The sequence below is a fragment of the Gluconacetobacter diazotrophicus PA1 5 genome (assembly GCF_000021325.1).
GTDB classification, from domain to species: domain Bacteria; phylum Pseudomonadota; class Alphaproteobacteria; order Acetobacterales; family Acetobacteraceae; genus Gluconacetobacter; species Gluconacetobacter diazotrophicus.
The window spans coordinates 2,722,872-2,747,782 of sequence record NC_011365.1 but is presented as its reverse complement, the minus strand read 5'-3'; the positions used below and the strand labels follow the sequence as shown (position 1 = coordinate 2,747,782).

Annotated in this window: 37 protein-coding genes; 24 read left to right on the top strand and 13 right to left on the bottom strand. The window is 63.0% G+C overall.

Annotation, left to right across the window (positions count from 1 at the left end; translation table 11 throughout):
- Positions 1-17 precede the first annotated feature (17 nt).
- The 11 genes from GDIA_RS12565 to GDIA_RS19230 all read right to left on the bottom strand — a co-directional run bounded on the left by GDIA_RS12565 (position 18) and on the right by GDIA_RS19230 (position 6,702).
- Positions 18-248, bottom strand: coding sequence for a hypothetical protein (locus GDIA_RS12565; protein ID WP_012554369.1), 231 nt, complete (start codon positions 246-248; stop codon positions 18-20).
- A complete protein-coding gene (locus GDIA_RS12560) occupies positions 245-505 on the bottom strand; it encodes a hypothetical protein (protein ID WP_012554368.1) in 261 nt (86 codons plus the stop codon). Before GDIA_RS12560 ends, GDIA_RS12565 begins: the two co-directional genes overlap by 4 nt.
- Complete coding sequence (locus tag GDIA_RS12555) at positions 502-1,536, bottom strand: AAA family ATPase (protein WP_012554367.1); 1,035 nt, start codon at positions 1,534-1,536, stop codon at positions 502-504. Before GDIA_RS12555 ends, GDIA_RS12560 begins: the two co-directional genes overlap by 4 nt.
- Complete coding sequence (locus tag GDIA_RS12550; RefSeq protein WP_012554366.1) at positions 1,533-2,417, bottom strand: PD-(D/E)XK nuclease-like domain-containing protein; 885 nt, start codon at positions 2,415-2,417, stop codon at positions 1,533-1,535. Before GDIA_RS12550 ends, GDIA_RS12555 begins: the two co-directional genes overlap by 4 nt.
- Positions 2,414-2,626 carry a hypothetical protein gene (locus GDIA_RS12545; protein ID WP_012554365.1) on the bottom strand — a complete coding sequence of 71 codons (213 nt, stop codon included), beginning with the start codon at positions 2,624-2,626 and terminating at the stop codon, positions 2,414-2,416. Before GDIA_RS12545 ends, GDIA_RS12550 begins: the two co-directional genes overlap by 4 nt.
- Positions 2,623-2,901, bottom strand: a complete 279-nt coding sequence (locus GDIA_RS19240) for a hypothetical protein (protein ID WP_157864188.1) — start codon at positions 2,899-2,901, stop codon at positions 2,623-2,625. The genes GDIA_RS12545 and GDIA_RS19240 overlap by 4 nt, the downstream gene beginning before the upstream one ends.
- A complete protein-coding gene (locus GDIA_RS12540; RefSeq protein ID WP_012554364.1) occupies positions 2,898-3,197 on the bottom strand; it encodes a hypothetical protein in 300 nt (99 codons plus the stop codon). The genes GDIA_RS19240 and GDIA_RS12540 overlap by 4 nt, the downstream gene beginning before the upstream one ends.
- Positions 3,198-3,272: 75 nt before the next feature.
- Positions 3,273-4,391 (bottom strand): hypothetical protein, encoded by a 1,119-nt coding sequence (locus GDIA_RS12535; protein ID WP_012554363.1) that lies wholly within the window; start codon positions 4,389-4,391, stop codon positions 3,273-3,275.
- A gap of 67 nt (positions 4,392-4,458) precedes the next feature.
- Complete coding sequence (locus GDIA_RS19235) at positions 4,459-5,862, bottom strand: DUF7666 domain-containing protein (protein ID WP_012554362.1); 1,404 nt, start codon at positions 5,860-5,862, stop codon at positions 4,459-4,461.
- A 61-nt stretch (positions 5,863-5,923) separates the two neighbouring features.
- Entirely contained in the window at positions 5,924-6,484 is a 561-nt protein-coding gene (locus tag GDIA_RS18100; RefSeq protein WP_012554361.1) for a DUF7666 domain-containing protein, read from the bottom strand.
- 62 nt (positions 6,485-6,546) lie between these two features.
- Positions 6,547-6,702 carry a hypothetical protein gene (locus GDIA_RS19230; RefSeq protein WP_012554360.1) on the bottom strand — a complete coding sequence of 52 codons (156 nt, stop codon included), beginning with the start codon at positions 6,700-6,702 and terminating at the stop codon, positions 6,547-6,549.
- Positions 6,703-6,859: 157 nt separating this feature from the next.
- On the opposite strand from GDIA_RS19230, the gene GDIA_RS12520 reads away from it, so the two are divergent.
- Entirely contained in the window at positions 6,860-7,120 is a 261-nt protein-coding gene (locus GDIA_RS12520; RefSeq protein WP_012554359.1) for a hypothetical protein, read from the top strand.
- 240 nt (positions 7,121-7,360) lie between these two features.
- Here the strand turns inward: GDIA_RS12520 and GDIA_RS12515 are convergent, their stop codons facing one another.
- Positions 7,361-7,720: a hypothetical protein gene (locus GDIA_RS12515; protein WP_211205823.1), complete on the bottom strand. Its 360-nt coding sequence runs from the start codon at positions 7,718-7,720 to the stop codon at positions 7,361-7,363.
- Positions 7,721-7,955: 235 nt separating this feature from the next.
- Entirely contained in the window at positions 7,956-8,384 is a 429-nt protein-coding gene (locus GDIA_RS12510) for a helix-turn-helix domain-containing protein (protein WP_012554358.1), read from the bottom strand.
- Positions 8,385-8,434: 50 nt separating this feature from the next.
- Here GDIA_RS12510 and GDIA_RS19930 point away from each other — a divergent pair, with 50 nt between their 5' ends.
- The 23 genes from GDIA_RS19930 (at position 8,435) to GDIA_RS12405 (ending at position 24,884) form a co-directional block, all read left to right on the top strand.
- Positions 8,435-8,644 carry a carph-isopro domain-containing protein gene (locus GDIA_RS19930; RefSeq protein WP_407635493.1) on the top strand — a complete coding sequence of 70 codons (210 nt, stop codon included), beginning with the start codon at positions 8,435-8,437 and terminating at the stop codon, positions 8,642-8,644.
- On the top strand, positions 8,641-8,847 hold the full coding sequence (locus GDIA_RS12505; RefSeq protein WP_012554357.1) for a hypothetical protein: 207 nt from the start codon (positions 8,641-8,643) through the stop codon (positions 8,845-8,847). The genes GDIA_RS19930 and GDIA_RS12505 overlap by 4 nt, the downstream gene beginning before the upstream one ends.
- Positions 8,847-9,122 (top strand): hypothetical protein, encoded by a 276-nt coding sequence (locus GDIA_RS12500; RefSeq protein ID WP_012554356.1) that lies wholly within the window; start codon positions 8,847-8,849, stop codon positions 9,120-9,122. The genes GDIA_RS12505 and GDIA_RS12500 overlap by 1 nt, the downstream gene beginning before the upstream one ends.
- Before the next feature lie 280 nt (positions 9,123-9,402).
- Positions 9,403-9,726 (top strand): helix-turn-helix domain-containing protein, encoded by a 324-nt coding sequence (locus tag GDIA_RS12495; protein ID WP_012554355.1) that lies wholly within the window; start codon positions 9,403-9,405, stop codon positions 9,724-9,726.
- 123 nt (positions 9,727-9,849) lie between these two features.
- Positions 9,850-10,245, top strand: coding sequence for a YfdP family phage-associated protein (locus tag GDIA_RS18095; protein WP_012554354.1), 396 nt, complete (start codon positions 9,850-9,852; stop codon positions 10,243-10,245).
- Positions 10,246-10,268: 23 nt separating this feature from the next.
- The gene (locus GDIA_RS12485) at positions 10,269-11,114 is read left to right on the top strand and encodes a YfdQ family protein (protein WP_012554353.1); all 846 of its coding nucleotides are present in this window, start codon (positions 10,269-10,271) and stop codon (positions 11,112-11,114) included.
- A 103-nt stretch (positions 11,115-11,217) separates the two neighbouring features.
- Positions 11,218-12,645: a DEAD/DEAH box helicase gene (locus GDIA_RS12480; RefSeq protein ID WP_012554352.1), complete on the top strand. Its 1,428-nt coding sequence runs from the start codon at positions 11,218-11,220 to the stop codon at positions 12,643-12,645.
- The gene (locus GDIA_RS12475) at positions 12,642-13,037 is read left to right on the top strand and encodes a VRR-NUC domain-containing protein (RefSeq protein ID WP_043458951.1); all 396 of its coding nucleotides are present in this window, start codon (positions 12,642-12,644) and stop codon (positions 13,035-13,037) included. The genes GDIA_RS12480 and GDIA_RS12475 overlap by 4 nt, the downstream gene beginning before the upstream one ends.
- A complete protein-coding gene (locus tag GDIA_RS12470) occupies positions 13,034-15,538 on the top strand; it encodes a toprim domain-containing protein (protein ID WP_012554351.1) in 2,505 nt (834 codons plus the stop codon). The genes GDIA_RS12475 and GDIA_RS12470 overlap by 4 nt, the downstream gene beginning before the upstream one ends.
- A 236-nt stretch (positions 15,539-15,774) precedes the next feature.
- Positions 15,775-15,963, top strand: a complete 189-nt coding sequence (locus GDIA_RS12465) for a hypothetical protein (protein WP_012554350.1) — start codon at positions 15,775-15,777, stop codon at positions 15,961-15,963.
- Positions 15,960-16,454, top strand: a complete 495-nt coding sequence (locus tag GDIA_RS12460) for a terminase small subunit (RefSeq protein ID WP_012554349.1) — start codon at positions 15,960-15,962, stop codon at positions 16,452-16,454. Before GDIA_RS12465 ends, GDIA_RS12460 begins: the two co-directional genes overlap by 4 nt.
- An 11-nt stretch (positions 16,455-16,465) precedes the next feature.
- A complete protein-coding gene (locus tag GDIA_RS12455) occupies positions 16,466-16,714 on the top strand; it encodes a hypothetical protein (protein ID WP_012554348.1) in 249 nt (82 codons plus the stop codon).
- Between the two features lie 160 nt (positions 16,715-16,874).
- Positions 16,875-17,096: a hypothetical protein gene (locus GDIA_RS12450; protein WP_012554346.1), complete on the top strand. Its 222-nt coding sequence runs from the start codon at positions 16,875-16,877 to the stop codon at positions 17,094-17,096.
- A gap of 1 nt (position 17,097) precedes the next feature.
- On the top strand, positions 17,098-17,337 hold the full coding sequence (locus GDIA_RS12445; protein WP_012554345.1) for a hypothetical protein: 240 nt from the start codon (positions 17,098-17,100) through the stop codon (positions 17,335-17,337).
- A 128-nt stretch (positions 17,338-17,465) separates the two neighbouring features.
- The gene (locus GDIA_RS12440; RefSeq protein ID WP_244410095.1) at positions 17,466-18,815 is read left to right on the top strand and encodes a terminase large subunit domain-containing protein; all 1,350 of its coding nucleotides are present in this window, start codon (positions 17,466-17,468) and stop codon (positions 18,813-18,815) included.
- A gap of 1 nt (position 18,816) precedes the next feature.
- Complete coding sequence (locus GDIA_RS12435; RefSeq protein ID WP_043458947.1) at positions 18,817-19,080, top strand: hypothetical protein; 264 nt, start codon at positions 18,817-18,819, stop codon at positions 19,078-19,080.
- Positions 19,077-21,269 carry a portal protein gene (locus tag GDIA_RS12430; protein WP_012554342.1) on the top strand — a complete coding sequence of 731 codons (2,193 nt, stop codon included), beginning with the start codon at positions 19,077-19,079 and terminating at the stop codon, positions 21,267-21,269. The genes GDIA_RS12435 and GDIA_RS12430 overlap by 4 nt, the downstream gene beginning before the upstream one ends.
- Positions 21,238-21,417, top strand: coding sequence for a hypothetical protein (locus GDIA_RS19225; protein WP_144880430.1), 180 nt, complete (start codon positions 21,238-21,240; stop codon positions 21,415-21,417). Before GDIA_RS12430 ends, GDIA_RS19225 begins: the two co-directional genes overlap by 32 nt.
- Positions 21,417-21,839 (top strand): co-chaperone GroES, encoded by a 423-nt coding sequence (locus tag GDIA_RS12425; protein WP_012554340.1) that lies wholly within the window; start codon positions 21,417-21,419, stop codon positions 21,837-21,839. Before GDIA_RS19225 ends, GDIA_RS12425 begins: the two co-directional genes overlap by 1 nt.
- On the top strand, positions 21,839-22,720 hold the full coding sequence (locus tag GDIA_RS12420) for a hypothetical protein (RefSeq protein WP_012554339.1): 882 nt from the start codon (positions 21,839-21,841) through the stop codon (positions 22,718-22,720). The genes GDIA_RS12425 and GDIA_RS12420 overlap by 1 nt, the downstream gene beginning before the upstream one ends.
- Entirely contained in the window at positions 22,717-23,193 is a 477-nt protein-coding gene (locus GDIA_RS12415) for a hypothetical protein (protein ID WP_012554338.1), read from the top strand. The genes GDIA_RS12420 and GDIA_RS12415 overlap by 4 nt, the downstream gene beginning before the upstream one ends.
- Before the next feature lie 110 nt (positions 23,194-23,303).
- A complete protein-coding gene (locus tag GDIA_RS12410) occupies positions 23,304-23,963 on the top strand; it encodes a hypothetical protein (RefSeq protein WP_244410093.1) in 660 nt (219 codons plus the stop codon).
- A 12-nt stretch (positions 23,964-23,975) separates the two neighbouring features.
- Positions 23,976-24,884, top strand: coding sequence for a phage major capsid protein (locus GDIA_RS12405; RefSeq protein ID WP_012554336.1), 909 nt, complete (start codon positions 23,976-23,978; stop codon positions 24,882-24,884).
- Positions 24,885-24,911: the final 27 nt, after the last annotated feature.

Here is a 24,911-nt window from a genome sequence, read left to right as displayed (position 1 = left end):
TAGATGCGACGCTCAGATCAGAACACAACATCACGAACCTCCATCGCGGCATCGCCGGGCGGCACACCATCCGCATGCAGCCGGCGCATCAGTCCGTCATCAACTACGGCAAAAAGCCCTACGATCACGCGCACGCACCGCAGCCACTCGTCGTAGGGCATATCCATCGGCGGCTCGGCCGCGTCGGAGATGTCGCCCATCTCGGCCAGGCCTCCCGGCAGATAGGCGTGGCAGGGATGCTCGGTCACAGCACCCCTCCCACAGCGGCCCGACGCGAACGAAACGGCCGCCGAATGACAGGACCGGGATCACGCCGCCCCTCGACCTCGCGCATGAGGGCGCTGCGAGAAAGCCGATATGCCGCGTCCAGATCGGTCGCATCGAATCCCGTGCGTCGGCCGCCCCGGGCCGCAATCGCGACCGCGCACTCGATCAGCCGGACCAGCGCCGCCGTTGTGTCCAGTTCGCGGCGCGGGACGATGACGGTTTCGGTGGCGGGGGTCATGCTGCGATCTCCCCGTCATCGTCTTCACTGCTGAAGCCATCCAGCGCTGCCTGCACTGCTAAGTCGACGCGCTCCGCAAGATCAGTGCGATTTTCCGAAAGATACTTCCGGAACTGAATCGTCTTCGGATTCGACGTGATGCGCTGGAGCTTTTCCTGGTCGGCATCCTGGATCGCCTCAACCAAGTCGCGCGCGTTCTCGGCATCATGATCGACTGGAGGCCGATCCTCACCTGTCTCTGCCCAATGGCGCAACCGAATCCCTTTGTCGAACGTGATGCGCTCACCAGCCGAGAAAATGGCCTGGAGTTCGTGGTTCAGCTTGCGCGGTAGGTCATAACGGGGCTCGCCAGGCGTCTCCGGATGCATGGTCATCGACCCGGATAGTTCGAACATGAACGACTTCTCGCAGATCGGCATGAAGCCGAGATGGCGGATTTCGGTCTTCGCCTTTCCTGTCTTCTCATCCACGACCTTCTCGAACTTGATCTTCTCCTGCGCACGCAAGCAGAAGATCAGATGGGTCCGCGTCTGGATCAGACGCGCCATCATCCGCTTGTGGGCCTGCTTCGGCTTCTTCCAGCTTGGCGCGGTCATGGACTCAACTTTCCATGCGTGGAAGGTTCCATTGCGATCGGTCGCAGCGGCAATCGCTGCCTGTTCAGCCATATCGGAGCAGCCGCCTTCGCCGTCCCATTCGTGCGACATGCTGTCGATCACGATCACCGTCGCGCCGGCCTGCTCAGCCGCCTGGATCGCCTCGATATAGCGTTGCGGGGTAAACGGCGCTGGGAAGTCCAGGTGCAGAAAATCGAAGGTGCCCTTGGACGGATCGGCCTTGTCGCCCGGTTTGGGGGCATAGTGAAGAGCGCGGCCGGCCTCGGTGTCGATGACCGCTATCTTTCCATTCTCTCCCTTGATCCCCTCCGCGAGGGTCAGGGCCGAGAACGTCTTTCCGGAACCAGACGCGCCGGCGATGCCGAACAGAAGACCGATCTTGCCGCGAACGGCCGGGCGGATGGTGAACGTCATTGTGCAAACTCCAGCGCGTCGTCGCGCATCTGCTGTTCTTCATGGGCGCGCAGCAGCCATGCCGGCGCCTCGATATGCGCGGTGTGCGGGTATCCGGGCCATTCGCCCGACTGCATGCAGCTTTTCCACCCGGCGATTGCGCGCTCGACATCAACCGTTGCCAGTTCCTGCAATGACGGAGCCGGTGTCATGACGGAGATGGCGTATGGTGCCTTCATCTCGACGATGATGAACCGCATTGCAGGCCGCCATCGCCCCTCGATTGCGCGCAGTCCACGCGCGTAAAACCGGTCCTGGGTGCGATAGGCGCTGACCATGCGCCGATCCCACTGGGTGGGGCTGGCCGACAGCATCGTGCCCTTCAGGTCGAAAGCTGGCGCACTCAGATCGGCCGGCAGGCGGTCCACCATCCCCCGGCACCAGATGCCATCTTCCTGCCATGCGATCACGGCTTCGGACTGGCCCGGCCCGAAGAATTCGCCCAGGTCCGGGTGGGCGCGCATCTGGGCCAGCGCGCATTCAGAAACCTTGTGGATGGCATCGAAATTCTTGCTCAGAAGGGGAACGAGGCCGCTTTCTTCGGCAGCATCCTTGACCTCTTTCGCCGCGCCCTTGCGATAATCATCGAACTTCACCTCGATGACGCGAGCCCCCTTTCCCAGCAACAAGGAATGGAGCGCGGTCCCCATGCGCATCGTTTCCGTGACCTCGGTCTCGGCGCGATCTGCGTTCAGGCGCGGATGCGCGTGCCGGGCGTGCATCGGGCTTTCGTCCAGAAGCACGCGCGCGACGCTGTTCGACAGGCTGGGAGCCGGGCACGGGTCAGCATGGTAATCCCGCTCGGGCATGTCGTAGATGCCTGGTTTCGTGATGAGCGTCATACCACCACCCTCCCGCAAACCCGCAGAGACACAGATCCCGGCGCCGGCGGAAACTCGACCGGCGCGCGATCCCGGCGCACGATCCGTGCGGACTCGTCGATATCGCGCCGGATGCGCGCTACGTCTCCCGCATTGCCGGATTCGTACGCCTGCCAGGCAAGGCGCCGCAGGACCAGCAGACGCGCGGCGTGGTTCGTGTGGTGGGTCATGCTGCGCTTCCCTTGCGAGCAACACTCGCGGCAGGCGTCAGGCTCTCGCGCCATGCCTTGTCGAATGCCGCGCATGCCTGCGCTGGCGTGTCGCCAAACCCGGAAATCCCCTCCTGGAGGTTTTCGCCGTACAGGGCGCACCATTTGTCACCATCAACGGTGATAGTGGGTTTGAACGCTATATGAGGCCGGCAAATAAGGTGTGCGGCAAGTATCGCCGGGTCAGATCCATTAATGACGCGCCACTTATCCATTGATTCTGAAAAATCGTTCATATCCCCGCCACCCTTTCGATCAGGCCGCCGTCGCTCTCCAACATCTCCAGCGCCTCATCAATCGCCGGAAGCAGATCCTGGTCAGCGTAGAGCGGCGTCGGGTAGCCCTGGCACGGCGCAGCCTTCACCAGCGCCTCGATTTCCTTTCGGGCAGCACGCAGGATCTTTGTGCTCCCCTCGACAAGATCCATGTCCTTCCAAGCGCATTCCCTAAATGAATTGCTCAGGTGCGTCTTCCCCGGATACGGATGGTTCGGCGCCGTGCTCGACGACGCCATTCCTTCGGGATAGGGCATTTCGAAATCCCCCTGGTTGATTCTCGGCCAATCCGGCCACAAGGCCCGGTCCGCAGACCGGGTCCCACGGAGGGATCAGTAGGTGATGGTGACGTGCGGGATCTGTCCCTTGGCGATCAGGCCGATCAGTGCTTTTGCAGGAATGACCTCGATGCCCAGCGCGGTGATTGCGGCCAGAGCCTCATTGTTGATCCGCGAGCAATGCGCGCGGTTCTGGGCCCGGCGCTCGTCCTTAGCACGCTGACGAGCTGCTTCATCGGCCACGCGCTGGCGTTCGGCCTCGACGGCTGCGACGCGGTCACGCTCGGCCCGTTCGGCTGCGGCCTGCGCGCGGTGTTTCGCCGCCTCGATCTCGGCCTTGTGCGCCTCTTCTGCGCGCCGGGCAGCCTCGATCGCGTCGCGCTTCTCCTGCTCGATGCGCTGCTGCTCGGCCATGGCCCGCGCCTCGTCATCGCGCCGACGCTGTTCTGAGGCCGCCAATTCCCGTGCGGCGGCTTCTTCAGCATCGCGACGCGCCTGTTCGGCAGCCTGTCGGGCAATCTCAGCTTCGCGTTGCGCCTGGGCCGAGGCTGCCGCCTTGCGCTCTTCCTCGGCGCGGATTGTGGCTTGTCGCGCGGCTTCTTCCGTTTCGATGCGCCGGGCCTTCGCCGCGACAGCATGCGCATTCAACGTCGAACGCGCCTGGTCGATCGCCTGCGTCGCGCGGCCGGAAAATTCCTCGAAATCCCGCTGAGCAGCCAGATCCAGAGCGATCGAATGAGCCTCGACGACAGCCTCGGTCGGATCGCCATCAAACCGTACAAGGGCCTCGATCTCAATGATCGCGGCCTTGTGCCCATCGACGCGCTCCGTCTCGCGTGCTTCAAACTCATCAACCGGCTTGCGTACTTCGGCGCTGAGCGCGTCCAGGCGCTCACGAATGGTTCGCCGTTCCGCGTTCACCCGATCCACGATAGCCTTTGCATCTGCCTGGACCTGCTTCCCCATGTCGTCGAGCGCGGTCTTCGACCGGGCAACCTGATAGGCCACGGACTTGCAGTGCTTCCGTCCCTTTTCCGTCGTCACATCGATCGGAATCGCGCGCACGTCCGCTTCCAGCTTGGAGAGGATGTCCTCGGCGCTGTTGACCTTTCCGAACACATCCTGTGGCGTCAGAGCCTGAATAATCGTCAGCGCATTTTCGTTTTGTGTCATTTCTTCCTTGCCTCTTGGTAATCCGGCCATGTCACCAGCCCGCGCGGGGCTGATGCGTATGGTGGGATCAGGGTTCTTCGGAAAACTTATGATCCGCGTTCAGGCGGTATTTCACGTTCGGCTTGATTCCGTCTTCGCCGACATATCCGACAACAGTTCGATATCGTTCGGATTTTGTATCCCGATAACGAATGCGGATTTCGCCATGATCGCCCGCCGTGGCCGTGCCGCCATCGCCCGCCGTGGCCGTGCCGCCATAGCCCGCCGTGGCCGTGCCGCTATCGCCCGCCGTGGCCGTGCCGCGATTGCCCGCCGTGGCCGTGCCGCTATCGCCCGCCGTGGCCGTGCCGCCATAGCCCGCCGTGGCCGTGCCGCTATCGCCCGCCGTGGCCGCGCCGCGATTGCCCGCCGTGGCCGTGCCGCTATCGCCCGCCGTGGCCGTGCCGCGAATGCCCGCCGTGGCCGTGCCGCTATCGCCCGCCGTGGCCGTGCCGCGATTGCCCGCCGTGGCCGTGCCGCTATCGCCCGCCGTGGCCGTGCCGCCATAGCCCGCCGTGGCCGTGCCGCTATCGCCCGCCGTGGCCGCGCCGCGATTGCCCGCCGTGGCCGTGCCGCTATCGCCCGCCGTGGCCGTGCCGCGAATGCCCGCCGTGGCCGCGCCGCCATTGCCCGCCGTGGCCGTGCCGCGATTGCCCGCCGTGGCCGTGCCGCTATCGCCCGCCGTGGCCGTGCCGATATCGCCCGCCGTGGCCGCGCCGCCATAGCCCGCCGTGGCCGTGCCGCTATCGCCCGCCGTGGCCGTGCCGCGATTGCCCGCCGTGGCCGTGCCGCCATCGCCCGCCGTGGCCGCGCCGCGATTGCCCGCCGTGGCCGTGCCGCGAATGCCCGCCGTGGCCGTGCCGCGATTGCCCGCCGTGGCCGTGCCGCTATCGCCCGCCGTGGCCGTGCCGCTATCGCCCGCCGTGGCCGTGCCGCGATTGCCCGCCGTGGCCGCGCCGCGAATGCCCGCCGTGGCCGTGCCGAGAGAACCAACGATGCAGGACTCCCTATCCCCAACGGAGATCTCCGCACCGATAACGGCAACGGTCTGCGCCTTCGTTTCGTTAGCGCGGATGAAAGCGGCAGCCTCGCGCATACTTCCGATGAATCGAACGATCGCACGCGGGAATTTGCATTTCCCGCCGAGCATGACCAAATCGGTATTCCGCACCTCCAGGACGTACCAGCGCGCATCGTCGTTCCGCCAGTAATCGACACACGAGTGATCGCCCTGGCCGTAGAGCCAGCCATGCAGTCCATGACCGCATTCCTTGACTGCGCTCCAGTCCGGCGCGACGATTTCAGCACCGACCTGATCCGGCCATGCAAATCCCGGCCGGCTCGTTCCATCCGCGCGACACACACGCAACACCAGCGACGTTTCCGCGACATGCGCGGCGCATTCCTCAGTTTTCTCGATCGTCTCGGACATCTCTCACTCCAAATTCACGGCGATCTCACCAGCCCGCGCGGGGCTGATGCGTATGGAAGGATCAGGATTTGTCGGGAACTTCCGTCAGGGTCCGGTCGATGAGGCGATATTTGACGCCTGACTTCACCTGGTCGCCGTCCACCTCATAGGTCATGATCCGACAGCGTTCCTTTTCGCCATCCCAGTATTTGAAGATCAGCGTGCTGTCGTCGCCGCCGGTCAGCGTGCTGTCGTCGCCGCCGGTCAGCGTGCTGTAGACGCATGATGCAATGTCCGCACCACGCGACAGGATGTCGGCAATGGCCGCCTCCCGATCTCCGCAAAACACGACGTCACCGCGCGGGAACTTGACCTTCCCGTCCAGATCCACGACCGATGCAGCGTCAATCTCAACAACAAGCCAGTTAGCATCGACGTCCCTGCTCAGATGGAACGAATCCCCCGCACCCATGAGCAGCCCGTGGAGACCGTTCCCGCAACGCGCACGCGGGTTCCAGTCGGGACATTCGACCGGGCCTGACTTCGGCCAGACGAAGCCACCATATGCGCCCATATTCACATTGCACGTGCGCAGGACGTAGGTTTTCTCGATTACTTCCGCAGCTTCCGTCTTCTCGGACATCTCTCACTCCAATCTGTCGGCGATCTCGCCAGACTGCGCGGGCCGCAACCCGCGTGGCCTGGTCAGATCCCCGCCAGCAGATCGTTCACGATCAGCGCGACGCCAGCGCCTCTGAACCCGAGGGCCGCGTCGACGAGGAGGAGTGCCCAATCGCGCAGCGACGGGCCGAGCACGGGGCGGAGGGGGATGTTGGTGGGGTGTGTCGAACTGGTGGGCACTTGCCATCTCCTTGCCTGGGGCGGTGGTGATGAATGGCAATATGCCATCAAATAACAGGATGTCAATGGCAAAATGCCATATCGCAAAATACGCCATCTCGACGTCTGCGCTAAAGAATGAGAACATAATAAGAACGAGGTTCCGGAGAAACTGCCGATGGCCGCCACCCAAAGAATCGTCTTCCAGCCCTACACCCGCCGTAAGCAGGCACGCGGCGCGTCCAAGCTCGAAGCCTGCACGCCGATTTTCTGTCGCGATGTCGAGGAGGGTTTGCGCCGGGTCGAGAAAGTCGCGGCCGGCGGGACGCTATTCGTCGGCGCGCATCTGGTGCGGTCTATGGTCGACGAGGATGCAGGGGATTATGGCGAGCCGGAGATCCTGGCGGCCGTGGGGGATTTGCCGGAGGTGGAGGGGTGAACTGTCGCCCGGACAAGAGAAACCTGACGGAAGCTGGGCTCCCATTGTTAACTTGACCTAAGCGGCGAGAAGCCCCACATGGGTTGTGTCCGGTGAGGTGAGAACGGCTACCTCACGCTCCAGTCAAGCAAGACTGGGAATTAAGTTGCGCATTCCTAACGCGCGGGGAATCGCGGCCCAAGAGATCGGGGATTGCATCCCGCCCGGACAGCAGAGAGGTCGCTCAGGCGGCCTCTTTTGCTATCTGACCGGAGCCAATAGCCGCCCCGCAGCTCGGCGCGCCTCGAAAGCTCTCTCCGGGATCGAATATGCTGACTTCACACGATAATTCCCGCGTTCGTCGCGCTGAAATCCTATAGCCAACAGAAAAAATACTGACGGATTGGCTATGGAGCGGAAGCGCACCACAGCTTCGAAGTTATCCGTCTGCTTCGGCGCCTGGCCGAGGAACCCCAATTTCTCCGCAACAACGCGCAAGGCCTGCATTGCCCGGTCATAGTCGGCCGGGTGATCCTTTGCGATATGCCAGTGAGCCTGCCGACTTAGATAGAGGTCGCCCGGTTCCATTTCGACGCCAAGCGTCCGATTGATCGTCTCCACATCCAAGGGACCGAGGAGAAGTGCAGCGCAGGTGCTTCTATGCGTCGGTGCGGCCATTTAACGGCAATATGCTCCGAAGCTCTTGCTGATGCCATCCCTCACAACCGCCGCGCGAACCAGACGACGCGGCCCATCTCCAGGCCCGCATAACCCCCATGCGGATTCCATTGTGTTCCTGTTTCGTTCATGTTTGTATGTTCGATAGGAACAGAGGGGGTAGAGATGAAAGGGGACTCTAATTCAGCGCGTCGAACGGTGTCTTGGGCGGAGGAAGCCTGCCGGAAATGCGGCCCGTGCCCGTGCCCTGATCCGTGCCTACAAGCTGGGATGCCAATTCTGGGTGCATCGCTCCCAGGCGAAGAGCCATTTCTTCGTCTGTCCGACCAACGAGAGTCCCCTTTAAGAGGAAGTCGGTCGACACCCGCAGCCGGTTCGACACTTCAGTGATGATGAAGATGTTGGGCGCCCGGTCGCCTGCCTCAATCTTGTTCAAGGTCGACTGATCGACGCCGATCAGCCGGGCGAATTCAGCCTGGTTCGGGTACACCAACTCACGCGCCCATCCAATGCGCACACCAACGGCGCGCTGCATCTCCGTAAACGCTTCAGTTCTCTTGGTCTTCGCCATGGTCGGATTATCGGGCATGGCAAAAAGCCATACCATTGCCCGTTTTCCCGTTGCGTTGATGGCATTTTGCCATTATTTATCTCTCCATGAGCGCCATGCATGTCATTGATAGCCTCGGCCGCGATGCGATCGCCGAAGCTACGGGGGTAAAGCGGAACACCGTCGATTGGTGGGTAAAACGTCAGGCTATACCCGCCCGGAAATGGCCGACCATCATTCATCTGGCTGAGCGAAAAGGGGTCCATGGAATCACGCTGGACTCTTTAGCGCGCGCGACACGGAAAGGCGCGGCATGAGCACCGTCCCTTCTGGCTACCGCATCGTGTACGCCCGGCCGAAATATGCCGGACGCATGGATTCTTGGTCGCGTGTTGCCAAATGCCGCCATGCGCCGCCTGAACTGGATCGCCTACTTGCCGGCGGCGACATGCGTGTCTGGCGTGGCGTCGACGGGAACCTGGTTGTGCTGGCCATCTCTCCGGCGCTGGAGGCGCGGTGATGGTGGCCTCGAAATATAACTGGGAAGTGCTCGACCGCCGCGTGGACGACCTACTTGCCCAGGGGATGCGCCCTTCGGATATCGCGCATTCGCTGGATATGCGCGCGCAAACGATCCGCGATCGACTGGCCTATCGCCGCCGGCCGAAGCGGGCCGATGCCAGCCCGCGTGCAGACCATGCGCCCAAGATCAATCGGTCGTGCCTCAACTGCGCGCGGCCGTTCCAGGCCCGGTCGCGATTCCTCCGCCTCTGCCCGAGTTGTCGGGTCGGCTGATGTCGGCAGCCCCCGCAATCTCCGCTGCGACGAGCGCCACGAGGTATTGCCGTACCTCGGGGCTCGCGCGTGGGTGCAGGGTGGCCCAGGCTTGGGCGGTGGATATTAGCTGTAAAGCCAGAAAAGGGTCGCGATCTCCTTCCCTGGTCCCATCTGTGTTTTTCCGTTTATTTGCCTCCATCAGATGCTTCGTCTCCTTCGATCCTGACGTGTCGAAAAATGGAGCAGCGCGATGCGCGGAAACAGGTTCAAGATTTACCGAGATTTTCGGAGTGGGACGATGAGCGCCGTTGACGCCGCATCCTACTGCGAAACAGTGGCCGGGGTTCTGCGCCGCAAGTACGGCCCCCTGCGTCACGCCACCAAGCTGCTCGCCCGTGCCGTCGGAACGACGCCACGCACCGTGCAAAATTGGCTGGACGGGATCAACGCGCCTCGCGGCGCCGAACTCATCCGGCTCATGCAGGAATGCGACGAACTGCGGGATGAAATATTCCGCCTCGTCGAGGAGGGAAAATGCCGAGAGGGTACGGAATCGACTTCGGGTGGTGTGGATTCGGTGCGCGTGCCGGACCGCCGCGTGCCTACTGCCTGGGATGGCTGATGATTGTCGTAGTCCCGGGCGGATTCGAGGCGCTGTTCCGGTCATATCGAGTCGCACTGACCGTCAAACGTAACGGCAACCGAGAATAACCCGTCGCAATATCAAGACCGAAGGAATTTCGTAATGGCAAAGACCTATCGAGATCAGGTTGAAATCGACGCAACCAAGGAAGGCGTCGTCAAGTTTCTGTCCGAACACCGCAACGGCGGCCTGCTGCTGGATATCGCCGAGGCGATGGAAAGCCTGGTTATGGCGGCGACTGCCACGGGCAAGGGCGGCATCGTGACGATCGCCATTGGGGTGAAGCCGTTGGACAGCGACGGCGCCATGAACGTCGCCGACGACGTGAAGACCAAACTGCCCAAGTTGCCGACGCCGGCAAGCATCATGTTCGCCACACCGAATGGCAAGCTGATGCGCGGCGACCATCGCCAGGCCGAACTTGAAATCGAGCATCTTCCCGAACGCGATGCGAACGTGACACGGCTTCCGCCCGTGTCTGCGCCGCGTTCCCTCTGACCCATACAAGACGGAGATCCACCATGTCAGAACAGAATTTTCAGGCGCTCATTGCCGAGATCAAGCGCGGCGCCACCGTCGAGGTCCTCGATCACGATCTGATCGCAGTGCCCGGCGAGAGTGGTCGTGAGATCGTTTCGATCGAAAGGCATCTGAAGCATCCGGCACGCAAACGCGGGGCCGTCACAGTGTTCGATGCCGCTTCGTTCATCACTTATCTGAATGATCAGGGCGCAACGCAGGAAACTGCAGCGATCTATGTGGATAAGCATCCGGGAAATCCCGCGATCGTCGGCATCCTCAATCATGATGTGGCCTCGGCGTCGGGAGCGCCGGGATGGCGCGATCACACCGTGTCGATCGGGTTTCGCACGACGCCGGAGTGGCAGACATGGACGAAGGCATCCGGTCGCATGTTTTCGCAGCGCGATTTCGCCGAATTCCTGGAGGATAACATGCAGCAGATTCAGGAGCCGATCGGCGGTGATCTGATGCGCATCTCCCAGAATATCGAGGTCACCTCCGACGGGAAGTGCCGTTCCGCCCAGCGCCTGGACAATGGTGCTGTCCAGTTTTCCTACGATGAAGACGTGAAGGCTACCGTCAAGAACGGAAAGCAGGCGATCGAGATCCCGCAGGAATTCCAGATCGCCCTGTCTCCGTTCCAGGGGACATCCGTCTATGCGATCACGGCCCGCTTCCGTTGGCGGTTTGATCGGGAGGGAGGCGTGACGATGGGCTACAAGCTCCTGCGCTTGGACGACGTGGTCCGTGCCGCGATCGACGGTCTGGTGAAGCCGATCGAATCCGGAACGAACATCTCGATCTATGAGGGCGCAGCGCCCGCTTCAGTCGTAGCGCGAGCCTAAACGGAAGGGCACCGTTGATGCAGATCACCTTCACGGTGCCCGGCCCGATGCGCGGCAAAGGACGGCCGCGCTTCGGGAATGGGCGTGTGGGATGGAGATTAAAATGATCCAACTCCGTCCCTACCAGCAGCAAGCCATCGACGGCGTACGCTCGGCATTCCGGGACGGACATCGCGCGCCGCTTCTGGTTGCGCCGACCGGTGCCGGAAAGACCGTGATGTTCAGCCATATTGCACAGTCAGCTTCCGCCAAGCAGTCGCGGGTATTGATCATCGCGCACCGCAAGGAGCTTATTCGCCAGGCAAGCCGGAAATTGTCTGACACCGGCGTTGACCACGGGATCATCGCGCCTTGGGCAGAGCCAACCGGGCATCTGGTGCAGGTCGCCTCCGTACAGACGCTGGCTCGCCGGCTCGATGCGCTGCCGCGCTTTGATCTGATCATTATGGACGAGGCCCATCATGCCGTCGCGGGAACTTGGGCGAAGGTGATCGCGGCTCAGCCCTGGGCGAAGATCCTGGGCGTTACGGCGACCCCCGAGCGCATGGATGGCCGGGGCCTCGGAGCCAATGCGGGCGGCGTCTTTGATATGCTGGTCATGGGACCGACGATCGGCGAACTGATTCAAGGTGAATTTCTCACGCCATCGCGCGTGTTCGCCCCAGTGGGCGCTCCCGACCTGACGGGCGTGAAAACCCGTGCGGGCGATTACGACATCGCATCTCTGTCCAAGGTCATGGCCGAACCGAAACTGGTCGGAGATGCCGTCGAGCATTACGGCCGGTATGCATCTGGTCTCCCGGCTATCGCGTTCTGCGCGTGCGTCGAAGATGCCAAGACCTATGCAGATGCATTTTGCCGGGCTGGCTGGCGAGCGACTGCGGCATATGGCGCGATGCCCGGCGATGAACGTGATGCCGCGATCGGAGGCCTTGCGACCGGCGCAGTACAGGTGCTTACCACCTGCGATCTGGTTTCCGAAGGACTGGATGTGCCGTGTGTCGGCGCGGTGATACTGCTGCGCCCGACGAAATCGCTTGGGTTGCACGTCCAACAGATTGGCCGAGGACTGCGTCCGATGCCTGGAAAGTCGCATCTGATCGTGCTGGATCATGCCGGGAACACGTTCAACCACGGGCTTCCGGACCAGCCGCATGACTGGTCGCTTGACGGACGGAAGAAGAAGGACAAGGGGGAGCCCGTCGCGACTTGGCGATGCGAGCATTGCTTCGCCATGAATTCGGCCGTGATGCGCGTCTGCGCTGAATGCGGGGAGCGCCGGGCGTCCGAGGGCAAGGACGAGGACGACGTCGAGCGTGCTGCCGAGGTCGCAGATGGCGAACTGATCGAGATGGACCCCGAGATGCAGGAGCGGCTGCAGTATCTACGCAGCGCGCCCTTCAAGGAACTGATGCGCAAAGCAAAGACCGACGACGATCTGCGCGAGATCGCGAAGGCGCGCGGTTATCGCGCGGGATGGGTGTGGAAAATGAAACAGGAACGCATGTCCCGCGCCGGCACGCCGGCATGACAGCGGAATCTCAAATCCAAGCGGATATCATGCTGCGCCTCGGCTCTGCGCCGGGGGTGCGCGTCTTCCGCAATTCCGTCGGCGAAGGATGGGTAGGCCGCACGATCCGTCATGACGGAGATCGGCTCCTGCTGGCGCATCCCCGCCGGGTGACCTTTGGCTGGTGCCCAGGATCTTCGGACGTCCTCGGGTTCCAGTCGCTCACAATCACTCCAGAAATGGTTGGGCGAACTCTCGCGCAACTCGTCGCTGTCGAGGTGAAGGGACCTCGCGGCGTCCTGAGCGACGCTCAGAAGCGCTTTCTCGCGATGGCCCACCGAAGCGGTGCCGCGGCTGGCGTCGCGCGTTCGGTCGATGATGCCCTTGAAATCCTGGGAAGGGACAGCGCGTGATTCCGTTCGACCAAATCAATGCGGTCGCTCTGTCGCGTTGGCCGCTTCTTGTCGCCGACTGGCTGCCGGCTGGCCGCAAGCATGGAAACGAGTGGGTTCTGGGCTCCCTGGATGGAGCGCGCGGTCGGTCCCTTTCAATCAACCTGAACACGGGAAAATGGGCGGACTTCTCGTCCGACCAGCGTGGTGGTGATCCGATCAGCCTTTATGCAGCCCTCCATCATAATGGCGACCGCGTGGCCGCCGCTCGCGAACTGGGGACAATCCTTCACGTGACGTCCGATACGATTGACCCGGCTCCAGCCTCTCCATCTACCGTTGCGGAGTGGGTCCCGCATGTCCGACCGCCCGCAGATGCGCGTGCGCCCGACTGGAGCGGCTGGGATCATGTATACGTCTATCGCGATGCCAATGGATTCCCGGAGCGATACGTCATGCGTCGGGATGCGACTGAGACAGACCGGAAGAGGATCATGCCGCTGACTTGGGGTGTCCTTCAAGGACGCGCAGGGTGGCATCTGCGCCATGCGGCATCCCCCCGCTCTCTGTACGGCCTCGATCGCATCGCGCGCTGCTCCACCGTCGTCGTCTGCGAAGGTGAGAAGGCCGCTGATGCGGCGCAGGCGATGTTCCCTAAGATGGCATGCACCACCTGGACGGCGGGCACGGGAAACGTCAGTCGGGCCGACTGGTCGGCGTTGGCTGGTAAGAAGGTCATCATCTGGCCGGACAACGACGAACCGGGCGAAAAGGCGGCCGCTGAAATCCGCGATATCCTGAGCGGAATCGCAGCATCCGTGCGTATGGTCAACGTCTCCGACCTCGACCCCGGTGCTGATGCCGCTGATCTGCGGGTAGAGGACGTTCGAGAATGGTTCCGCTCTCATGTCGGGCCGATCCTCTGCGGTGCCTCCGTCAAGCGGCCTCCGGAATCCGCACCGATACAGCAGTTGGGGCGTCGGGCTGCTGGCTTGGAACCCATCCAGGTCCGTGCTGGCGAGATCGATCTCGTCGCGACGGCTGGCGAGCGCGCCCTTATGGCGGCGAACGCTCCCGTCTATCAGCGCGGCACCAGCCTTACGCGGCCGGGAAAAAGAGAGGTTGCCGCAGCGGATGGGCGCACGACCTATGCCGCGTGCCTGATCGACATCACAGCGGCGTCCATGACCGACCTGCTGTGTCAGGTCGTGGAATGGAACAAATATGACAAGCGGGCCAACGGGTGGAAGCAGATTGATCCGCCGCCAGCCGTAGCACAGATCATCCTGAGCCGCTCGGGGTCGTGGCCCTTCCCCGCGATATCAGGGGTCATCACAACGCCCACGCTTCGGCCGGACGGTTCCGTTCTGATGGCGCCGGGTTATGATCCGGTTACGCGCCTCTACCACGTTGACGACCCTCTCCTCGAAATGACGCTGCCCGATCCTACTCGTAGGGAGGCCGAGCGATCCCTCAACTCGTTGAACGTCCTTCTGCAGGATTTTCCCTTCGAGACTGATGTTGACAGATCGGTTGCGCTGGCCGGGCTGATCACGCCGGTCGTGCGCGGGATGATGCCGGTTTGCCCTATGTTTGCCTTCCGGGCGACAGCGCCTGGATCCGGAAAGTCCTATCTCGTCGATCTGGCTGCGTCGATTGCCACCGGTCGGCAGTGTCCGGTTACGAACGCAGGCCATGATCAAGAGGAAATGGACAAGCGTCTGGGCGGCTTGCTGTTGTCCGGCTATCCCATCATGTCTCTGGACAACGTGAACGGCGAGTTGGGCGGCGACCTACTGTGCCAGGCGGTGGAACGTCCGATCGTGCGGTTGCGCGAGCTTGGGAAATCCAACTCAATCGAGATCGACAATAAGGCCGTGATTTTCGCGACGGGAAATGCCCTGCGGGTGAAGGGAGACATGACCCGGAGAACGGTCATGGCCAGCCTGGATCCCAAAATGGAGCAGCCGGAACTGCGGCAGTTCCGGACCAACCCCGTCCAGGTCGTCGCCGCAGACCGCGGTAAATACGTCGCAGCGTGTTTGACGATCGTCCGCGCCTACCTTGCATCCGGCCATGATGCCGGGCTGGCACCGATGGCCTCATTCGAGGTCTGGAGCAGGACAGTGCGGAGCGCTCTTGTCTGGCTGGGAGAGGAAGACCCATGCCTGTCCATGGTCGAAGCCCGGGAAGACGATCCTGAGTTCATGGAGCGGTCGGAAGTCATCGGCCTTCTGGCCGAGGCCATCGGAATTGGAGAGCACTGCGCTCGGACCGCGAACGAGATCGACGAACTTTCGCAGGCCGATGATACGGACCTGGCTGGCTACAAGGTTGGGCTGAAGTATCGAGATCTGAGGACAGCGCTCCTGAAGATCGCTGGGACGCCGGCCGGCAAGATCAACCCTCGAAGGTTGGGGTGGTGGTTCCTGAATAATCGCGGCCGTCTCACCGACGGCTTGAAAATTGTCGATGTCGGCACCAAGCATAAGACAAAGAAGTGGGCGGTCCTGAAAGAATGAGGGGGGTTTGTGTGGTTTTAAGGGGTCGTTTCCGCGCATGCGTGGAAATTCGCACTGACACTTTCGGTACCCTAGAGGAAACTACCCCTTAAAACCCTCTAAACCCCCTATAAAAATTCGGAAGAGATAAAAATCGGTGTTTATCCGAAAGCGATGTCGGGTGTACGATTGCGCGATCTCACGCATCCCATAGATTCCTTATCGTCGTAGGTGACGATATCTTCCGAGATAGGTGCATGCTCATAGCCATCCGTAACTGGATCGACCGACAAGGTCAGACCGACGCGCTCGAACTCGAGGTCGCATCGTTGCGCGACATGGTCGGACACCTTACGGATGAGAACCGGGCGTTGCGAGAGAAGCTGAGGTTCCGGACGCTGATCCGTGATCCCGAGACGGGACGCTTCGTGAGGGTTGCGGGATGAGCGCGCTCACGCCCCGACAGGAACGGTTCGTCGCGGAATACCTTGTGGACCTCAATGCGACACAAGCGGCCATACGGGCCGGATACAGCCCCAAGACGGCCAATGAGCAGGCTGCGCGGCTGTTAGCGAACGTTAGCGTGCAGGCGGCCGTCCATGAGGCACAAGCGGCGCGTCAGACGCGCACAGAGGTCACGCAAGATCAGGTGGTGACAGAGTTGGCCCGGATGGCCTTCTACGATGTCGGTGCCATAGCGGCTCATCCGATGTCAGGCCCCGAAGATATCGCAGCGCTTCCCGAAGACGTGCGCCGGGCGATCGTTGGATGGTCGTGGGACAAGGCGGGAAATTTCACGGTCAAGCTGTCGCCCAAGACGCCCAGCCTCGATCTGCTGGCGCGGCATCTGGGTCTTCTGAAGACCGTCAACCAGCAACTTGGGGCGGACGGCAAGCCGATCGATGCCGCACCCGTCTACCAGGTCATCATCAACTGAGGGTCAAAACAATGTCCGGCATCCGTCAACACAAAGCCATGGCCGAAGGAAAGCGCATCGAGGGCGAGCGCGAGAGCTTCGGGATCCGCTCGCTGGAGTCTGTCCAGGGCGGCCACGAACACCCCGACCGCGATCTCGACACGGGCCGCATCCTCTCCGACGCGGACCGCGCGTGCGGAAAGCATGTCTCGCGTGGCGGCGGCCGTCTGCCGGCGTCGGCCAATCCCGACCATGGGCCGCATCATCACCGCAAGGGCTGATGGAGATGGGGGATGCGCCTGACGATCCCCCGAGCGATTACGAGCCGGGTTGGTCGGACTCTCTCGACCACCCGGCGTTCGCCAGATCGGCGATCACCAACACAATGGCGACGCGCGAGGCGCCTCCGCCGGTCGAGGAATTCGAGGAGGAGCGCCGATAATGGCCAGCCGCACTACCAAACCCCGCGCGGTCTTCGGCTCCGCGCCGTCCTCGGACAGCGAAAGCGTTCGCATCCGCAAGATCAGCAATGGCTACCTGATCGCCCGATCCGGCACCAAGCGCGGCCAGTATTTCGAGCACGAGGAGTTTTCTCCGACCAAGCCGACGATCACGGCGACAGCGCCGGCAAAGCCGCGGTCACGGCCGGCGGGAGGACGATGACATGGCCAATCTGACGACGCGTCAACGCAATGCGATGCCGGCCCGTGACTTTGCCGGGGCCGACCGATCCTACCCGATCCCGGACAAAAGCCACGCGCGCAATGCCCTGGCCCGCGTCGCCCAGCACGGAACGCCGGCCGAGTGCGCCGAAGTGCGCCGCGCGGTGCATCGCAAGTTCCCGTCGATCGGGAAGGACGGCGAGCACGCGCACCACGACGGGCGCGCAGAGGCGCATCGCTGAGCGTGAGCGCCCTCACCTACAATCGGGAGTCCGTTCCCACCGTCAGGGACTTCATGGCCTCGGATGCGTTCGTTCGCGGCCTTATGGGGCCGTTCGGGAGCGGGAAGTCGTCCGGCTGCGTCTGGGAAATGGTCCTGCGCGGACTGAAGCAGGCGCCCGGTCCGGACGGAGTGCGGCGGTCACGCTGGGCAGTAATCCGCAATTCGTACCGCCAGCTTGAAGACACCACGATCCGCACCGTGCACCAGTGGTTCCCGCCGATGCAGTTCGGGCGATGGAAGCCGTCCGAGCACTCCTACACCATCAACCGCCTGGCCGCGCAGGGTGACGAGAAGCCGGCGGAGATCGAACTACTGTTCCGCGCGCTGGACCGGCCGGACCAGGTGGGCAACCTGCTGTCGCTGGAACTGACTGGCGCTTGGATCAACGAGGCGCGGGAAGTGCCGTGGGCCGTGATCGAGGCCGTGCAGGGACGCGTCGGGCGCTATCCGGCCAAACGCGACGGCGGCGCGACGTGGTCTGGCATCATCATGGACACCAACCCACCGGACGCGGAATCTGAGTGGTACAAGTTCTTCGAGGAGAAGGACCATACCGACGCGGTCGAGGCGATCGCCCAGGTGATTCCCGGCATGACGGTCGAGCGGTATGCGCGGATCTTCAAGCAGCCCTCCGGTCGCGCACCGAACGCCGAGAACCTCGATAATCTGCCGCCGGCCTATTACCAGCGCCTGGCAGTCGGCAAGACCGAGGAATACGTCAAGGTCTACATCGACGGCGATTACGGCTTCGTCATGGATGGTAAGGCGGTCTTCCCCGAGTATTCCGACACGTTCCATTGCCGAGAATGCCGTACGGTGCCGGATCTGCCGGTCTATCGTTCATGGGATTTCGGGTTGACCCCCGCGTGCGTGTTCAGTCAGATGCTGCCGTCTGGCCAGTGGATCGTGGTGGACGAACTGGTTGCGACGGCGATGGGCGTGGACCGGTTTTCCGACCAGGTTCTCGCGCATTCCGCCCAGCATTTCCCGCGCACCGAGTTCATCGACGTGGGCGACCCGGCGGGTATGCAAAAGGCCCAGACGGACGAGCGGACGTGCTTCGAGATCCTCTATGGCAAGGGGATCGCGATTGAGGGCGGATTGCAGACGCTGGCAATTCGTTTGGAGAGCGTGCGCCGACCGTTGCGCACGCTGGCTGACGGCGCGCAGTCCGGCTTCATCCTGCATCCGCGCTGCACGTCGCTCCGGCGTGGCTTCATGGGCGGATATCAGTACCGGCGCATGCAGGTATCCGGTGAGAAGTTCACCGACAAGCCGGACAAGAACAAATGGTCCCATCCGATGGACGCGCTGCAATATGCCGCGACGCGGATCTTCGGCGGATCGCTGCGCTCCGGGAGCGTCCCTCTGGCTGATGACGACGATTACAACGAGCGCCTGGACGACAGCACGCGCTCCAACGTGACGGGGTATTGAGATGTCGGGTCTGATTCTGCCGACGAACCTGGTGGCCCCGGCCGCGCGCGGATCTGTCGCATCAGCGCGTACGTGTCGTCAGTGCCGGCATCATGCAGTCGAGGCCGGTGATGTGGTCTGTCGGCGCTTCCCCCCGCAGGTGACGGTGGTGCTGGTGCCGCAGGCCGCGCCGCGCGTGGGGCAACTGGCGCCGCAGCCCTTTGCCACTTTTCCTCCGGTGGTGCCCGAGCATGTGTGTGGCGAGTTCGCGGAGATTGTGCGGTGAGCGAATCCCTCGCGATGGCTGATCAGATGGCACACGCCCTGGCGCCGGAGGATGATTTCGAAGGAGTTGCCGCGGAGGCCCCTTCCGAGATCGTAGATGACGATGCAGTAGGTCCCGACATGGACGCTGCCGAGCAGCTCATGGACTGGATCGGCAGCATCAATATCGCCGAAGAACTGACCGATTCCGAACGCGGCGAGATCGCGGACCGCGTTTCGCGTGACTACCGCACCGACGATGACAGCCGGACCGAGTGGAAAGAGCAGTGCCGGGACTGGCTGAAGGTGGCCGAGCAGGTCACGGAGCCCAAGACCTATCCGTGGCCGGGGGCGTCGAATGTCGTCTACCCGCTGGTGGCCACGGCGGCGATCCAGTTTCAGGCGCGGGCTTATCCGGGGATCGTGCGTGGCCGTGACGTGGTGCGCGGTACGGTCGTCGGTGCGGATGATGGTATGCCTGCGCCCGATCCGCGCACTGGACAGCCGATGATGGGACCGGACGGGAAACCAGTCTGGTTGGTGCAACCTGGGGCCAAGCGGACGCGCGCCGACCGGATCGGCGGCCACATGAGCTGGCAGTTGCTGAACGAGATGGAAGACTGGGAGGAGCAGACCGACGATCTTCTGCTGAAGCTGTCCATTGTCGGCACGATGTTCCGCAAGACCTATTTCGACCCCGGCCTGCAGCGCAATGTCAGCGAGACGGTGGACCCGCTGCGGCTTTGCATCAACTACAAGGCCAAGTCGTTCGCGACGGCCGCGCGCATGACCGAGGAGATCGATCTTTACCCCTGGGAGATCGAGGAGCGCATCCGGGCCGGGCTGTTTCTGGACGAAGATTACGGCACCAATCACGATGACGGGTCACAGGATGAAGACGCGCCGGTCACGTTCTTAGAGCAGCATCGGCGGTGGGACCTGGACGGCGACGGCTATGCCGAACCCTACATCGTCACCATCGCCCGAGATTCCGGGCAACTTGCGCGCATCGTCGCGGGGTTCGATGCGGATGGTGTGATGTTCGACCCGGTCACGCATCGCATCCGCAAAATCGAGGCTGTTCCCTACTATACGCGATTCCAGTTCATCCCGTCGCCCCAATCGGCAATCTATGCCATGGGTTTCGGGTCGCTGCTCTACCCGCTCAACGGCGCGATCAACACCAGCCTGAACCAGATGTTTGACGCCGGGCACCTGGCGAACGCCGGCGGCGGCTTCATCGGATCAGGCATGTCGCTGAACACCGGTTCGGTACGCTTCCAGGTGGGCGAATACAAGGTGGTGAACACGCCCGGCGCGACGCTGCGCGAAAACATGGTGCCGCTGCAGTTTCCTGGGCCGAGCCCGGCACTGTTCCAGCTTCTGCAATATCTGGTCGAGGCCGGCCGCGAGATCGCGTCGATCAAGGACATCCTGTCCGGAGCGATGCCGGGCGGAAACACCCCGGGCATCCTCGGTCTGGCTGTGATCCAGCAGGGCATGAAGGTGTTCAGCGCCATCTTCAAGCGCGTCCATCGCGCGTTGGGCGCCGAGTTCGACAAGCTCTACCGTCTTAATCGGCTCTACCTGCCGGACGACGCGGGCTATCGCCTGGGCGAGCAGTATTTCGAGGTTACCCAGGCCGATTACGAGCATGGCAGCGGAGTGCAGCCGGTCTCCGATCCCGAGGCCGTCACCGACCAGCAGCAGATGGCACGCGCGAATTTCCTGCTGACGTTCAAGGACGACCCGTGGTGCGACGGGCATGAGATCCGTCGGCGCGCGATGGAGGCGGCGGGCATCGGCGAGTTGGACAAGGTGTTGAAGGACCAGGCGCCTCCGAATCCTGAAGCCATGCACCAGATGGCCGAGTTGCAGTTGCGGGAAGACCGCGAGCGCCGGGAACTGGATATGCGGGCCCCCCACATGCGGGCTCAGGAAATCGGCGCTTTGGCCAACGCAATCCTGCATCTGGCCAACGCCCGCAAGGCGGATGCATCCATCGACCAGACATGGATGGACCTGAAACTGACACACCTGAGGGAAGCGCTCGATGCACTCACCACCGATCCAGCAACCACCGGACCCGCAGTCCCAGCGACAGGAGCGACTGGACCGACTGGCGGATCTGTCGGAGGGGGAGTTCCGGTCGTGGCGCCACCATCCGGTGAGCCGGGCGGTGTTGCTGTTCCTGGGGGATTACCGGGATGAAATCGAGCAGCAGATGCTCGCGCAGTGGCGTGCCGGCACGGTGACGCTGGCGCAGGAGCACGAAGCCCGTGGCCGCGCTGCCGTCGCGGGCGAAATCGCTGACCTGCAATGGGACGCGATCAAGAATTTTTATGAAGGGAGCGAGTGATGCGTGAGGGACGCATTCTGAAATTCAACCAGCAGGAATTCGTGGCGAGCGACTGGGACGGCGTGAACCGGGCCGGCTATGTACCGCTGGACGACAAGATCCTGGTGCTGGCGGACGTGCATGCGGACATGACCAGCGGCGCGGTGCAACTGCCGGCGGAGTATGTCGAGCGGCAGACGCTGGCCGCCGAGCACGGCACGGTGATCGCGGTTGGCCCGGCGGCGTTCCGCTGGGATGACGACGGCAAGCGCGCCTGGGAGGGCAAAGTGCCGAACCCGGGAGACCGCGTCTATTTCGAGCGCTATGCGGGCCAGTTGCTGAAGGGCGAGGACGGCCAGATGTATCGGCTGATGTCGCAACGGTGCATCGCGGCGATCGCCATATCTGACGCAGGCACCAACAACGAAGGAGAGCCGAAATAATGTCGGAAGCACTGAGCCAAGCGCCGTCCGAGATCGACGCCGATCTGGAGAACAGCACCGCCGACGCCGCACCGCAGATCAACGAGACGGAAGATCGTGCCCGTCGCATGGGATGGGTCCCGCGCGAAGAATTCCGCGGTGACCCCGACCGGTGGCGGCCGGCCGACGAATTTCTGGATCGCGGCGAGAAAGTCCTCCCGATTCTGCAGCAGAACTATCGGGCGCTGGAAGACCGCTATACCGGTCTGCAGACCGAGATGCGCGAAGCCCGTCAGGCCCTGTCCGATCTGACCGATCGTGCACGGCGCAGCGACGAGCGGGCATATCAGCGGGCGATGCGCGATCTGGAAGCCCGGCGCCAAGCCGCAGTGGCCAGCGGGGATGCGACGGCCTTCGCCGCCGCGGATCAGGAAATCCAAAGCCTGCGTGAGAGCGCACCGGCACCACGCAAGGATGAACCGCGTGCGTCGAAAGAGGAACCGACCGTGCCGCCGAAGGGACCGGCACCCGAGGTCGCGGCTTTCGTGCAGGCCAATCCGTGGTTCACCACGAACATCGAAGCCCGTCAGGACGCGATCGCGATCCAGTCGTCGGTGGACCGCCAGCATCCCGGATTGTCGCTGGCCGAGCGCCTGGAAATCACACGGAAGAAGGTGCGTCAGTTGCATCCTGCGCTTTTCGAGAACACGCGCCGCGCTGCGCCGGCCGCCGTATCGAGTCCGAGCGGTGATGGTGCGCGCAAGCCCAACCCGCGCGGGTTCGAGGCGCTGCCCGCTGATGTTCGGAAAGAATACGATCGCTATGCCCGCGCGCTGTCGGGGAAGGGCAAGCCGCTGACCAAGGACGAATGGGCTGGATATTACTGGGAGAACGAAGCATGAGCCGCATACCCCTGAACGAGTCCGCACAGCGCCGGGCCTCTGCCGTGGCCGAGAACCATATGGCGGCTGGCCCTGTCCGTCAGCGCCCGGGTGGCCGCAAGCCCTTCGGCACCCATGAGCAGAAGCTGGCGTATCCGAACCGCGACGGCTACCACAGGCACTGGTTCAATGACGAGCCCGGCCGCATCGCGCGCGCGCAGGAAGCCGGCTACACGCAGGTGATGGACGATTCCGGAAAACCCGTGAGCATGACGGTGGGCGTCACGCGCGGCGGCGGACCGCAAATTGCATACTTGATGGAAATACCCGAAGAGTGGTATCGGGAAGATATGGCGGCGCAAGATGCCGAGCATCGGGTGATTATGGACCAGATCAGGAACGGTCAAGTCCCCGGCGGCCCGACCGGTGCCGATCGCAGCGCGCAGTATGTGCCCGTTGCGACAGGAATCAAGATCAGCGAGGAACGCCGTTGATCAATAAGACTCCGGCGTCCAGGATGATGCCGGATACTACCCCGGCCCCATAGCGCGGGCCGGCTGCGCCAAAGTCAACGGCGCGACATCAAAGGCAGAACACCGCAGGAATGATTATCGGCACGCGCACGGACGCGCTTGCCGCGTCTCAACTGTGCAGAGGCTCTGCCACGATGAATCCCAATGTGCCCCGCGGCCTGAAGCCGCTGGCCTACACGTCCGGCGCTCCTTACAGCGGCGGCATGCAGGTCTATTACGTCCCTCCGGGCAACCCGAATGCCCTTTTCGTCGGCGATCCCCTGGTGGTGCTGGACGGCCAAGCTGACGCCAATGGCGTGCCAGCCGTAGGCCTCGCGACCGCCGGAGCGTCCGGCTACATCACCGGGTCGATGCAGGGCGTCGCCAACAATGCCGGCGAGCTGGTGCAGACGGTGCTGCAGAACACGCCCGTGTATCTGCCGGCCGGGCAGTCCGGATACGTCTACGTTGCTGACGACCCGAACCTGGTCTTCCTTGTGCAGGAGGATTCCGTAGGGGGCGCGCTGACCGCCGGCGCAGCGTCGAAGAACATCAATCTGGTAGCCGGTTCCGGGTCGCTCGTGACCGGAAATTCCGGCTGGCAGATCCAGTCCAGCAGCGCGGAGACGACGGCCACCGGGCAGATGCGCATCTTGCGCGCGATGCAGGCGATCGACAACGCGATTGGCACGAATGCGAAGTGGCTGTGCCGCATCAATCTGCACACCATCACCAACACCACCGGCGTCTGAGGAGCTTTCCCAATGGCCGTAATCACGACGGGCGCACACCCGAAAGCCCTCTGGCCCGGTATCAAGGCGTGGTGGGGGCGCAGCTACGATGAACACCGCGTCGAATACCTGGATCTGTTCGAGAAGCAGACCTCGGACAAGGCGTACGAGGAGGAAGTCGAAATCACCGGCTTCGGCCTGGCGCCGGTGAAGCCGCAGGGGCAGCAGATCTATTACGACGTGGAATCGCAGGGATCGGTCAGCCGGTTCACGCACGTCGCCTACGCGCTGGGCTACATCGTGACCTACGAGGAGCTGCGCGACAACCTGTACGAGACCGTATCCAAGCGGCGCGCATCCCAGCTTGCGTTCTCGATGCGTCAGACCAAGGAAAACGTGCTGGCCGGCATCTACAACATGGCATTCTCGCCCTCGGCGCCGGGCGGTGACGGTGTATCGCTGGTCTCCAACGCGCATCCCACGCTGTCGGGCAATCAGTCGAACCTGCTGACCACGGCGGCTGACCTGTCCGAGACGGCGATCGAAGACCTGGTGATTCAGGCCATGCAGTGCCAGAACAACCGGGGCATGAAAATCTCGGCACTGCCGCGGTCCCTGCATGTGCCTTCGGCCCTGTGGTTCGAGGCCAACCGGGTGTGCAATTCGGTGCTGCAGAACGACACGGCGAACAACGCCATCAACGTGCTGCGCGCGACCAACGCGTTCCCCGAAGGCATCAAGCTGAACCATTACTTCACCAGCCAGACGGCGTGGTTCATCCGCACCAACGTGCCCAATTCGCTGACCTATTTCGAGCGCGATCCGATCGCCTTCGACCAGGACAACGATTTCGACACCAAGAACGCGAAGGCCGCCTGCTACGAGCGCTATTCCGGCTACTGGGCGGACTGGCGCGGGCTGTACGGCACGCCCGGCGTGTGATCACCGGCCCCGCGCATCATGCGCGGG